At 28.6% G+C, this 13512-nt stretch carries 12 protein-coding genes; 2 read left to right on the top strand and 10 right to left on the bottom strand.

What is annotated here, in order from left to right; all coding sequences use genetic code 11:
- Positions 1-74: 74 nt before the first annotated feature.
- The 6 genes from GXK56_RS06510 to GXK56_RS06485 form a co-directional block, all read right to left on the bottom strand.
- Positions 75-446, bottom strand: coding sequence for a hypothetical protein (locus tag GXK56_RS06510; RefSeq protein WP_160686387.1), 372 nt, complete (start codon positions 444-446; stop codon positions 75-77).
- An 84-nt stretch (positions 447-530) separates the two neighbouring features.
- Entirely contained in the window at positions 531-1544 is a 1014-nt protein-coding gene (locus tag GXK56_RS06505; protein WP_160686385.1) for a sensor histidine kinase, read from the bottom strand.
- Entirely contained in the window at positions 1541-2212 is a 672-nt protein-coding gene (locus tag GXK56_RS06500; protein ID WP_160686383.1) for a response regulator transcription factor, read from the bottom strand. The genes GXK56_RS06505 and GXK56_RS06500 overlap by 4 nt, the downstream gene beginning before the upstream one ends.
- 90 nt (positions 2213-2302) lie before the next feature.
- The gene (locus GXK56_RS06495; protein ID WP_160686381.1) at positions 2303-4009 is read right to left on the bottom strand and encodes a M56 family metallopeptidase; all 1707 of its coding nucleotides are present in this window, start codon (positions 4007-4009) and stop codon (positions 2303-2305) included.
- 6 nt (positions 4010-4015) lie between these two features.
- On the bottom strand, positions 4016-4396 hold the full coding sequence (locus tag GXK56_RS06490; protein WP_243156030.1) for a BlaI/MecI/CopY family transcriptional regulator: 381 nt from the start codon (positions 4394-4396) through the stop codon (positions 4016-4018).
- 273 nt (positions 4397-4669) lie between these two features.
- The gene (locus GXK56_RS06485) at positions 4670-7456 is read right to left on the bottom strand and encodes a glycoside hydrolase family 3 protein (protein ID WP_160686379.1); all 2787 of its coding nucleotides are present in this window, start codon (positions 7454-7456) and stop codon (positions 4670-4672) included.
- A gap of 109 nt (positions 7457-7565) precedes the next feature.
- Here GXK56_RS06485 and GXK56_RS06480 point away from each other — a divergent pair, with 109 nt between their 5' ends.
- On the top strand, positions 7566-8465 hold the full coding sequence (locus GXK56_RS06480; protein ID WP_160686377.1) for a helix-turn-helix domain-containing protein: 900 nt from the start codon (positions 7566-7568) through the stop codon (positions 8463-8465).
- A gap of 139 nt (positions 8466-8604) precedes the next feature.
- On the opposite strand, the gene GXK56_RS06475 is transcribed toward GXK56_RS06480, so the two are convergent.
- Together GXK56_RS06475 and GXK56_RS06470 are read right to left on the bottom strand one after the other, a co-directional pair.
- Positions 8605-8925: an AzlD domain-containing protein gene (locus GXK56_RS06475; RefSeq protein WP_160686375.1), complete on the bottom strand. Its 321-nt coding sequence runs from the start codon at positions 8923-8925 to the stop codon at positions 8605-8607.
- On the bottom strand, positions 8922-9656 hold the full coding sequence (locus GXK56_RS06470) for an AzlC family ABC transporter permease (protein ID WP_160686373.1): 735 nt from the start codon (positions 9654-9656) through the stop codon (positions 8922-8924). Before GXK56_RS06470 ends, GXK56_RS06475 begins: the two co-directional genes overlap by 4 nt.
- Before the next feature lie 124 nt (positions 9657-9780).
- Here GXK56_RS06470 and GXK56_RS06465 point away from each other — a divergent pair, with 124 nt between their 5' ends.
- The gene (locus GXK56_RS06465) at positions 9781-10332 is read left to right on the top strand and encodes an XRE family transcriptional regulator (RefSeq protein WP_160686371.1); all 552 of its coding nucleotides are present in this window, start codon (positions 9781-9783) and stop codon (positions 10330-10332) included.
- Positions 10333-10457: 125 nt separating this feature from the next.
- On the opposite strand, the gene GXK56_RS06460 is transcribed toward GXK56_RS06465, so the two are convergent.
- The gene (locus tag GXK56_RS06460; protein WP_160686369.1) at positions 10458-10820 is read right to left on the bottom strand and encodes a DUF1304 domain-containing protein; all 363 of its coding nucleotides are present in this window, start codon (positions 10818-10820) and stop codon (positions 10458-10460) included.
- Between the two features lie 108 nt (positions 10821-10928).
- Positions 10929-13484, bottom strand: coding sequence for an MBL fold metallo-hydrolase RNA specificity domain-containing protein (locus tag GXK56_RS06455; protein ID WP_160686442.1), 2556 nt, complete (start codon positions 13482-13484; stop codon positions 10929-10931).
- Positions 13485-13512 lie beyond the last annotated feature (28 nt).

Genomic DNA, 13512 nt, shown 5'->3' with positions numbered 1-13512 from the left:
CAACCATTTTCTTTTATTAAACCCTTATATTTTAATTTAATATATACAATTTTACTATTGCCTTATATTAATTACTAAACAAAGTTATTAATCTCTTCTGAATCAATATCTTTACTTATTGAAGTTTCACTATATTTTTCCGTTTTATTTTCAGTAACTTCAGCTTGTTTTCCAATCATTTCTTCAAATTGCTTTCTTGCATCTGCAAGCAAACCTGGTGCATGTTCTCGTATATATTTTAATTCATCACTACTAACACTTTCCCCATGTGCTATTTTAGCAGCAATCAAAAAAACATCATAATGCTTCTCTACTTTTTTTATTTGCTGCATAGTTAAAATTGTACGAAAATTTTTCTTTTCATTTTTAGCAATTATTTTAGTTAAAGCTTTTCTTGTAACTTTTTGATTTTTTTCATTTAATTTTTTTATAAACTCAACATCCATTTTCACCCCTCCATCAATTAATAATCATTACTTTTCTTATCGTATGATTTCCCATAATATTTAGGAGTTGTATAAAAATAGAAATTATTTAAAATTAACGAAATTTCCAATGGGAAAAATTATATTGACCTTTGTGCCTTTACCTTCTATTGAATTTAAGGATATTCCAAGTCCTAATTTTTCACAAAGCTTTTTACATAAATATAAGCCTATTCCTGTTGATTTACCATATTTTCTTCCATTAGTTCCTGTAAATCCTTTGTCAAAAACTCTATTAACATCTTTTTGAGAAATTCCTATTCCATTGTCTTCAATAGTTAATACTATGTTTTCTTTACCTTCTGTTGTATATATTTTTATATTACCACTATTTTCTTTGCTATATTTTATTGCATTGATAATAATTTGATTAATGATAAATTTAACCCATTTTAAATCAGTTATTACTTTTCCTGAAACCGCCTCAACCTCAACTGAAATTCTCTTATTAATAAAATCACGCCTATTGTTTCTAATTACCTCCTTAACCGCTTCCTTCACTTCAAATTCTTTCACTATATAATCATTGCTTACATCTGTGCTTCTTGAATAATATAATGCTTGATTTATATATTCTTCAATTTTTCTAAGCTCATCACTTAAAACATTTTTTTCTTTGCTTTCACTATTTTCTATTATTAATCTTGATGAAGATATAGGAGTTTTTATTTCATGTACCCAAGTTTCAATATATTCTCTATATTCTCTTTGAAGATTTTTATAAAAATTAACATGCTCATGCATATTTCTATTACATTCACTTAATACATCATATATAACTTTTCCTTCATAATAACTAGGTCTTTTCACAACTTCTGGAAGCAAGTATTTTTTATCTATTTTATCGATTATTCCTGTAATATCATCATAAAATCTTTTCTTCGATATAAAATCCATTATCATATATATTATCAATGGTAAAAACCAAATCAGGAAAATAATAAACAATATTAATGGAGGCATTGATGCTATGCTCATTAAAACTACAATCAATAAATATACTATTAAATTCATTATTATATAGGGTGCTTTTGAAAGAAAGTAATCTTTTATCTTCATAGTAATATGTAACCCAATCCCCTCTTTGTTTCTATTCCATCTTTAAACCCTATTTCCTGAAGTTTCTTTCTAAGCCTAGTCACATTCACCGATAATGTATTATCATCAACATAAAGGTCTGAATTCCATAAATAATCCATTAAATCTTCTCTACTCACTATACATTCTTTATTTTTCATTAAACAATGCAATATTTTCATTTCATTTTTAGTTAAATCAGCTTTATTTTCATTATAATTTATACTTCCACTAGTAATATTAAGCTTTAATCCCTTATGCTCAACAATTTCAAAAACCGAATTATTTCCTGCTGTCCTCCTAAGTACTGCTGCTATTCTAGCAAGCAGTATTTGTGTATTATAAGGCTTGGTTACAAAATCATCTGCACCAAGATTCATGCTCATGATCTCATCCATTTCACTATCTCTACTTGTAACAATTATTATAGGTATATTCTTTTCCTTCCTAATTTCTCTGCATATATAATAACCATCATAATAAGGAAGATTTATATCAAGTAAAATCAAATCTGGCTGATCCCTTAGCGCTATTTTTACAATATTCTCAAAATCCGTTGGAGCATAAGCTTCATAACCATAACGCATTAGAAACTCAATTAGCTCTTTCTTTATATTTTGATTATCTTCAATTATCATTATTTTTGACATATAAGTCTCCTTTGAAAATTTTTATCTTATTAACAGCTTTAATAATACTATTTTAATACCTTTTTATAGTAAATCAAAACTATAATATAATTATTTCTGAAATATAAATGAAGAATCAGGAATATCATCCATTTGTATAACAAATCCTTCATCAGAAGTAGCATCTTCTATTGTTTTGATAAAATCGCTTTCTATCTTCCCATTATCAGAATTTATTAAATTATTTTCTACACTTACTTCTATATTATCTTTATTAAACGATGCTATATTAATAGTAAAACCATTTTTTTCTTCAGTAAAAGTTAAATTTATACCTTTTCCATTTTCAATTACATTAAATTTATCATATATTTCAAAAATCATATCATCTGCATATTGATTATTATTAGTCTTATAAGCCGTATTATCTTTTAGATTATATTTCGAATAATAAAACTCTTTTCCAGTAAACTCTATGGTTTGCATCTGATTTTCATGTAATTCCCGACTTTCATTAGGTTGTATATATTTTACTAATCTTAATACAGCCCTTTCACCCTTATCAATTTTTTCTTTAAAAATCTTAATTGAATCAAAATTAATAATATGAGCCTTAATTGGAACTTTATCTCCATCTGCTGTTTTATTATCAGTTATTATAATAACATCTTTGTTACTCATAGCTTTTTGTATCGGATATGATTTAGGCATCTCAGTTGGCAGCGTATTTTCATATATAGCTTTGCTATTTTCACCTGTATTATTTTCTTCAACTATTTCTTTAGCCAAAACACTTGATTCATTCTTCACATTAATGTTCAATATTAAAGTTACTCCTAGTACAATTAATATTAATACAAAAAATACTACCCTAGCCTTCTTTTTCATTTTTGTATCAATAATACTTTTTAATCGCCTTTTCATTTCTTTCTTACCTCCAAAGAAAGAAGTTGATAAAGCAGACTTTTTCTTAGCATTTTCCAGCATGGTATTTAAAATCATTTCACCATATAATCTTCTTCTATTTATAGGTTCTGATTCCATAATTGCTTCATCACAAGATACTTCACATTCATATGCAATTTCTTTACTCATCAGATATATAATGGGATTAAACCAATGAACTCCATTGGCAAATAAAATTATTAGCTTATATAATAAATCTTTTCGTTTGAAATGGGTCAGTTCATGCTTAAATATAAAGTAAAATTCATCTTCTGAAAATGGATTTAAAGGCATTAATATTTTAGGATGTAAAAATCCAATTAACATTGGTGTTTGAATTATCTTACAACTTTTTAATTGAATATCTGCCTTAATATTTAATTCTGTTTTTGTTTTTTCTAGATATTGTATCAATAATTCATCATTATTTTCATATACCCATCTCTTTATTGAATTAATAAAAATTAAATGTTTAATAATGTTTATTAATAAATATATAATTGCACCAATTATCCAAATAACTGCCGCAACTTCCAAAGCTGATATTTTATTGTTTTTTTCATTTTTTGATGAACTATCAGTTACCTTTTCAATAGTTACCTTTCCATTTAAATTTCCATCTTGAATATCATTACTAATGTTCTCTGTATTAATTACTCTATGTTCTATAGGAACATTTAATATTGAATGTGAATCACTTAAGTTAATAGGCATAAGTAAACCTATAATTACTAAAAGCCATAAATAATATCTTGATTTAGCTGTATATCTTGAAATAAAAAAGTTCTTTACTAAAAGAAAAATTATAATAATAATTGACATTCTTAAACTGGCACTAAAAATTCCTAAAAAACAATTTTCTAACCACCCCATATACACTTACTCCTTTTTAAACCATTTATATAATTCTTCAATGTCATTCTTATTAATTTCTTTACTTCTATATAAAGTATTTATAAGACTTGGGAAAGAATTTCCATGAACTTTTTTTAAAAACATTTTAGTTTCAAATTCAAGATATTCTTCCTCCATTATCTTTGGAGAATAAATTCTTTCCTTTCCTCTTTTTTCAGTATTCAAAAAACCTCTTTCAATAAGCCTGTTCAAAAGAGTTTGTAAAGTGGAAACCGTCCAAGAATTTTTCTTTTCTTCCTTACAAATTTCTTTTATTCTGCTTGTGGAAATTGGAGTTTCATTATTCCATATTATCTTCATTACCTCCAGCTCTGCTTCTGGAATTTTCTTAAACTCATCCATCATGTTAAACACCTCTTACATTTGTCGTATATATTTTATCTATATCTTACATTTGTAAGATATGTTTGTCAATATTTATATTTTTTCCAAAAATTAAGAAAGAACACTCTATATGAATAAGCAAAATCAATCAGTGTAGCGCTACACTGGATATCTAAAGGAGTGTATTTTATAATGAAAAAAGTATTAAAAACTTTATCACATAATATATAAAAGAGGCTATCTCAAATGACTAAACTCATCCGAGATAACCTCTTCAGCATACTGAAATCTAATTTAAACTTGTTTAAACTCTATCAAATCAATTTCTAAACCTGGTTTAATAAAATCAAGTTTTAAATCATACAGCCCTTCTTCAAGTTCTATCTTAGCTAATTTATATCTAACCCATTCATTCTCTGTGCCGTTAGTTTGAATGTTAGCCACTATTTTATCATTTAATATGATGTTGCATGCTGTTTGAGCCATGAAACTTCCAGGTGACTTAACATAAGCAATAAGTCTATAAACGCCTGCTTTTGATACTTTTATATAAGTACTATCTTCTGATGAAGCTTTAACTTTCGAAGATTTAGCTAGCTCCTGTAATTTTTCTGATGAAATATTTCTATCAGCTTCAAACAGTTCTATAACTTCTTCAAATTCTTGATTTCCAAAGAATACTGGAGCATGCATTAAGAAATCACAAATATTCATAGCACAGCGTTGCAATTCTCCTCGAGTTAATAATCCCTTTTCCAAAAACTCCATTATATTATCATTTGAAGAATTAACTTCAGCCCCATAGTTATTAACAACCATATATAAATCGTTTTGAGCACGGACCATAGCAGCTGTATTCTTTCTGTCTGCAGCCCCTCCTTTAATTGTGTCATTCATCTTTGCCCACCAATCTGTCATAACTATACCTTTAAAGCCCCATTCTGCACGTAGAATAGTTGTGTTTAAATCATAATTAGAAGCTGACCAATGACCATTAATAGGATTATATGCTGTCATTATCGAGTTAGCTCCACCTTGCTTAACTGCCATTTCAAATCCCTTTAAATATATTTCCCTAACTGCTCTTTCAGAAACAACTGCATCAACAAAAGAACGGGCTTTTTCTTGATTATTGCAAGCAAAATGCTTAAGAGTCCCATTTGAACCACCCTTCATAATCCCCTTTACTTGCGCTGCTGCAAAAACACCTGTTATAAATGGATCCTCTGAAAAATATTCAAAATTACGGCCATTTAATGGGCTTCTTCTAATATTTACTCCTGGCCCTAAAAGAGCATCTATGTTATTTCCTAATAATTCTTGACCTTCCATTACATAGAGTTCCTCTATTAAATTCACATCCCAAGTAGCAGCAAGGAGTGTTCCAATTGGAAGCTGAGTAGCCTTAAGTCCTGTTTCCATACGAATACCTGATGGACCATCAGCTGTACAAGCTATAGGAATTCCATAATTAAATAAACCATCGCTTACACCTCCAAAAGCTGAGGCAGTTCCAGGTGTAACCCACGGACTGCTCATACCTTCCCCTCTAACAATTGTAGCCAATTGTTCATCTGTGAGCTGAGCAATAAATGTCTCCATGCTTATTTTTTTATCATATACATCTTTAAGTTTATACCCTTTATCTCCAGTTTGATCTATTGCCTTCGGAAGATTTTTTTCAATACGCTCTCTTAAAGAAATTTTTTGCTTAGGAACTTCCACATAAGTTATTTCATAAACTCCTTGTTCATTCTTAATACCTGGTTTCATTCTTTTAAAATCTTCAGTTGGAGCTAATGCTTCTTCTAACTTTTCAACTACTTGAAGCTCACCATTAAAGTAACTATCTTTGCCTTCAACTTTAACTTTGACAGCTCTTTTTACGCTGTTTCCAACATAAAAATTATATTCTCCACCTTCTAGAACATAACAAGAAGGATTACCTGTATAACCTCCATCATCATAAGATGCCATATTATTAATAGGAAAACTTATTGTAAAAGTTTCACTTTCTCCTGGCATTAGCAATTTTGTTTTACAAAATGCACCTAATACTCTTGCTGGTTTACCTAATTTACCTTGTGGTGCTTCATAATAAATCTGAACTACTTCTTTTCCCGGATAATCTGTACCAATGTTTTTTACTTCAACTTCTATTTCAAAATATTTTTCACCATCTTTTGTAACAATTTTTCCTTCTTGAGGTTTTATTTCAAATTCTGTATAAGATAAACCATATCCAAACTCAAATTGAACCTTCTCAGGGCAAAAAGTTTCAAAATAACGATAACCTACGTAAATATCCTCCTCATAATAATTCTTTATCTCTCCACCATAATTAATTGTTGATGGGTAATCATTAATAGAATATGCAATAGTATCTGTTAATTTTCCACTTGGTGTCACATCACCTACAAGAACATCAGCAGCCCCATTACCACCTTCCATTCCTCCTTGCCATACATATATTACGCTCTTAATAGGATTTATATAACTTTCATCATTTATCCAGTTCATGTCAATAATATTTGATACATTTAACACAACTGTTACATTCTCAAAATACTTAGTTACTAACCTAAGCATTTCCTTTTCCTCTGAAGTCAATTGATAGCTTCCTTCAGCCTCACTATTATCTTTATCCTCCCCAGCAGTACGCCCAATTACAACTATCGCTTTAAGTGACCTTTTTCTAGCATCCTCTACTAATTCGTCAGTTAAAGGCATTTCCTTTTGATGCCATGGTTCAGCCGCCCAGCCTCCACCTCCATTGTCAAATGGATTTTCCTCAACCCATTTTTCATATGTATTAGCTAATTCCTCATTAACCGTTATATCTTTCTTACTTCTAAGACTATCTAAAAGATTTGTTGTATATTCTACAACTACACTGCCTCCTGAGCCTGTACCACTTCTATAATAATTAATCTGAGTTCTTCCAAAAATAGAAATACCCTCACCTTTACTAATAGGAAGATTTTGTCCTTCATTTTTTAAAAGCACTGCGCCTTCTGCTGCAACTTTTCTACTAAACTCAGCAAAACCTTTTAATGGAACTCCCACTTTTTCTTTGTTCATCAAATCTACCTCCAACTAGCATAATAAAATTATTATAGAGCAGAGAAATGGAATATGATATAATTTTTCTATTAAAAAATATAAATATTTTGTCATAAAGGAGTTATAAATGAACTATCTAGAAGAAAAGAAAGTAGTAGTGAATGGCGTCTCCTATAATTATTTGTGCCATACTCAATTTGTATCTCATGCTGGAAACATCTGGCCTGCTCATTATCATAATTATATAGAAATATTATATGGAATCTCAGGCACCTATGAAGTAATCTTAAACGGAAAATATCACAAATTTACTAAAGGAGATTTAGTTTTAATCAATTCTAAAGAAATACACCAAATAAACTCTTATTATGAAGAAGGTGGAAAATATATTGTCCTTCGCTTTGAACCAGAAGTTATTTATAGCAATATGTTTAATAACCATTTGCATTTAAAATATGTACTTCCATTCATCCTAGAAACTTCTAATCATCAAAAAGTTATTAAAGCCGATGTTATTAGTTCTACCTTTATACCTGAGCTGCTTTACGAAATTACTGAGGAATTTAAAGCTGAAGCATTTGGATATGAACTAGCTATACAAAATCACATTGGCAGAATATTTTTATGGATTTTACGTTATTTTCATGAGACAAGCTCAGAATTTATGCAGTCTGATCTCACCGACTTAGATTTAATAAGACGTTTACAACCTTCGTTAGATTATATTTTAGAACACTTCAATGAAGATATAAAAGCAACACATATGGCTTCTCTATGTAATATGAGTTCCAGCTATTTTTCTAGAAGTTTTAATCGTCATATGCGGATGAGTTTTAATGAATATGTTAATTATGTGAGAATTATGGAGGCAGAAAAGTTACTAGTTTCTACTACTATGAATATAACAGAACTTTCTAATGCTGTGGGCTTTAGTACTACAAGCTATTTTATAAAACTCTTCAAAGCATATAAAAAAATTTCTCCTAAGCAATTTAGAAAAGAATTTATTATTCTGCTTGAAAAATAAAAATAAATAAGCAAAACTAATTTTGCTACCAATTTAGTTTTGCTTATATTTAACTTATTTTCTTATTCAGTCTTTTACAAATGAATAATTTCAACTCATATTATTTATAAATATCTTACAATAATATAATTATTGTAATTCAAAATAGAAATCTCAATATAGCAATAGATACTATACCAACAATAACCGTTAACAATAAATTATTCTTTTTAATAGCCACTAGTATTGTGGGAACTGCTGCAATAAGTTCTAAAAAATTACCTGCAAATGAAATTTTATTATCAACAGTTAAAAGTTCCACTGCTATTAAAGCTGCTAATATAGATATTGGTATATACGTTAAAAATTCTTCTACCTTCTTATTTAATTTAACTTTTGATAATACTGTTATCGGTAATACCCTTGGAAGTACTGTAACAATACATCCACCTATAATAACACTCCAAACATATAAATTCATTCCTTAACCACCACCCCAATCAATGCTCCAGCAATTGCTGCTATTATAATCCCTGCACTTGTTGCAACTATTTTTGTACTTAACATCAACGTTATAACAGATGTAATAATAATCATTATAGCTTTATTTATTTTTAAGCTGCCTTTTATAGATGAAATCAATAGTCCTATAAACATAGCTGTTAATGCAAAATCTAATCCAAACATCTTATAATCTGGTATAATGCTTCCGAGTATCACTCCAATTCCTGTTGCTAATGCCCAGTTTAAATAAGCAGTAATATTTAATCCAAGCATCCAGAAATAATTAATCTTTTTCTTGTTGAAACCTTCTGCTGCTGCAACCAAAAAGGTTTCATCTGTCAAAAGCACTCCTACAGCTAAATTTTTCGGTAAGGAATTTTTCTTAAAGTATGGTGCTAATGCTGCACTCATAAATAAATGCCTAAAATTAACAAAGAAAATTGTTGCTATTATACTTATTACTGATGCATTTGATAACATCATACTGGCTGCAATGAACTGAGCTGATCCCGCATAAACAAAAATACTCATTCCTAATGCTTCTGCAAAGGTTAATCCACAGGATTTTGATAAAATTCCACATGCAAAACCTATGCTGAGATATCCAAATATAGTTGGTATACAAGCTTTTACTCCCTCTACAAAATAATACTTTTGGAATTTTTCCTCTATTTCTAAAGGATTCTGTATTCTTTCTTCTACTTCCATAAATTTGCCCCCTTGATTGTTATTCCCCAAAATCGTAATATATAATATATGTATTGTACGTAATACTTATCTTCCATACATTATATATTACGTTTGTACGTTATATTTGTCAAGGAGTGAAAATATGAATTTAAATAATATTATTGCTGGAAATCTAAATAGATTAAGAACTGAAAGACAATTAAGTTTAAGTAAACTTTCTGAAATATGCGGTGTTAGCAAGGTTATGCTAGGACAAATAGAACGTGGTGAATCAAATCCAACTATTAATACAATATGGAAAATAGCCACAGGCCTTAAAGTTCCATACACACAACTTATTGATGAACCAATGGAAAGTGATATATGTATACGAAAGGAAAATGCTAAAGAACAAGTTGCTCTTGATGGCAAATACAGAGTATACTGCTACTTTACCAGTAATGTAAACAGAAATTTCGAACTATTTAATGTTGAATTAGATGCTGACTCTACCTATGAATCACGTTCTCATGGTGAAAAAACTCAAGAATATATTATCGTAAATAATGGACAATTATCCTTAGATGTTAATGGAACAAAACATATTTTAAAGGTTGGAGATTCAATAGTTTTTGATTCTTCAAAGCCTCATTCTTACTCAAATTCAAGTAATGAAATGTTACAGATGACAATAATCAATTATTACTTATTATAAAAGCAAATTAAGTTCTAATAAATACGCTGAATTAACTTGTATATCAAACAATTTTTAATTCAGTCCATTATTAGAACTTATTTTTTATAGCAATTTGTTGCTACTCTATATTTGATTTAATTTTATTAAAATAAAATTAATAGTACTAAAGTTACTAAAGCTGGCATACCTTGTTTTAAGAAAATTGATTTTGAAGCTGTTATTGCTCCATAAGCTGCTGCAACTATAACACACCCTAAGAAAAAAACAGCTACATTTTTAGCCCAATTCATATCACTAATTAATAATGACCAAATAAGACCTGCAGCTAAAAATCCATTATAAAGCCCTTGATTTGCAGCTAATGCTTTTGTTTGTGGAAATAACTCTTTGGGTAATGATTTAAAAGTTGAAACACCTTTAGTAGTCCATGCAAACATTTCTATCCACAATATATACAAATGTTCAAGCGCAACCAAGCTAACTAATATTTTTATAATTAATTCCATTTTATCGCCTCCAAATAATATCAACAATAACAAATAATAATAATTATTATATAATATTATTTAAAAAATAACAACTTTATTTATTTTTCATTAGCACTTAGCAGTTTTTTAATTAAATATTAAACTACAACCAGTAATTTTCTCAAACTCTTCTTTAACCGCATCAAAATTTTCTTCTCCACTTAAACTATTTAAAGAAATAGTCATATTACTTGGATTATAGGAAGGATTTTTCCTTAAATCAATTTGATTTTTATCGCATAAAAGTCTTACTATATTAAATAATTCATTTTGATTAATCTTATCTGATACAGCAAGGCTCCAGCCTATTTCATAAGAAAGATGTCCTAGCTTTTCCTTAAATCTTTCTCCAATTTTAGGTGATATAAATGCTAGTTCAATATATTTTCCTTGTCTATTATTCTTTATGCTTTTTTTATAAGGCTTATGCTTTTCCTTTTCGAAAGCTCTATCAATTAAATTTAAAGCAGTATTTTGTTCTAGAGCTTCAACACCTTGAACTTCAAAAAATAAATTTTCATTTTCTGAAATATTATTGACTTCAACACTTCCCTCTTCTATTATTGAAAGCTTCCAACCAGTTTTCTCTTGAAAAATTTCTTCTACCTTTTCATGATTATCCCTTTTTCCTTTTAAAAATACGCTAACAAAAAATTTCTCTGGATAAAAAGATATCTTTTTAATTAGCATAGGATCAATTAATTTTTTAATAAGCAGCTCTGCGGAACTATTGTTTATCTTTTCATTTATACTTATTTTCCACTCTGTTTCTTTATAAAAATCCTCCATAATTTTTTCTATATGAGAATCTACACCTTGAGGAAAATCAAAATTTAATATAATTTCTTTCTTATCTAACATTAAACTGATTTTTTTATAATCAAAAGCTTTAAATTTTTCACTTACAAGTTCCATAAGCTCCTGCTGAGTTAGCTCTTTTGGCTTTAAAGCTTCCTTTATATCTTCTTCTGTTCTTGCCTTAAATAAAAATAACCTTTTTAAATCACTTTCAAAATATACATTATTTATAATATTATTTTTAAAATCAATAATAACATCTTTATTAATTTCACTATTGTCCTGCTGTATGCTTTCTACTTCAGAATTTTGTGACCCCCAAAAATTTTTTTCGCCACTCCAAACATACCCTAATTCTTCAATAGTTAAAAGCTTATTCTTATATTTTTCATAAACAAACTTCCACAATTCACTTATATTTTCTTCACATAATTGCTCTTTTTTGTTTAAGGAATATGGAAAATTCTTATTTAGCTGTTTTCTTGGATTTTTAATATTTATGTTAATTTCTTCACCACAGGCAGGTGTGAAAGTTCTTCCTATAAATTCATTTGAAATTTCTTTTCCAAGACTTCTTATAACTTCTTCATTTCCATGAACTAATATTATATTTCTAGGAGATATTCTCTCTAAAACACCTTTTATTTCATTTTTATCAGCATGAGCAGATAATCCTATTTTTCTAACCTTACATTTAACCGGAATATTTAACCCATTTATATTTAAGTATCTTTCCTTCTCCTCTTCTGCTTCTAATAAATCTAAAATTTTTCTTCCTGGTGATTCCTCATCCTGATATCCTGTGATAACAATATACCCGTTTTCCATAGGTGCTATTTTTTCTGCATAAAATGCACTTGGTCCCCCTGTAACCATACCTGAACTTGCTATAATGACGGCTGGTTCCTTCTGATTTAATATTTCCTCTCTATTATCTGTTTGCTTAATTTCAATTATATTATCATCATAAAAGGGACTTAATCCTCGTAATATTTTTTTACCAAGAGAATTTTTTAAATATAAAGGATTATTTTTATAGACTCTGTTAATATCCCTCACCATTCCATCTATATAAACCTTAACCTTTTTTAAACTTCCTTTATTCATAGCACCTTTTAATATAAGTATTACCTCCTGTGCTCTTCCTAAAGCAAAAGCTGGAATTATCATCTTTCCATTGTTTTCTATACATTCATTAACAGCTTCAATTAAATTTCTTTCTTCTATTTCACGATTAGAATGAAGTCTATTTCCGTAAGTTGCTTCTAATATTGCAACATCTGGTCTTAATTTAGGCAGTTTTGCTCCTTCAACTGTTCTCTGTGAAAACACTGAAAAATCTCCCGAATAAAATATTGCTCCTTCAGGACTTTGAAGATAAACACAACTTGCTCCTGCTATATGTCCTGCATTATAAAAAGTAATATGAATATCTTCAAAAATAGGAAATTTAACTTCATAATTTATAGTGAATATCCTATTTAAAGTGCTTTCAACATCTTTTTCTGCATATAAAGGTATTTCACCTTCTCTATTATTCATTATTTTTATACTGTCATATAATAAAACCTTAACTAAATCTTTAGTCATATTATTCATATATATTTTTGCTTCTGGATATTCTTTGCTTATAATAGGCAGGCATCCAATATGGTCTAAATGAGCATGACTTATAATTATTGTATCTAAACCGCCATAATTTTGTATTTCTCTAAAATTAGGCACACTATCTTTATTAGCACTTTGTCTAATTCCTGCATCTAGTAATATATTTTTTTCATTAATTTTAACTAAAATAGAGCTTCCACCAACCTCTAAAGCTCCTCCTAAAAAATTTATATTAATATATATCCACTCCTTTAATCGATGAATG

Source organism: Clostridium sp. C2-6-12 (genome assembly GCF_009928485.1).
Taxonomy (GTDB): Bacteria; Bacillota; Clostridia; order Clostridiales; family Clostridiaceae; genus Clostridium.
This window is presented reverse-complemented; position numbering and strand designations above follow the sequence as displayed.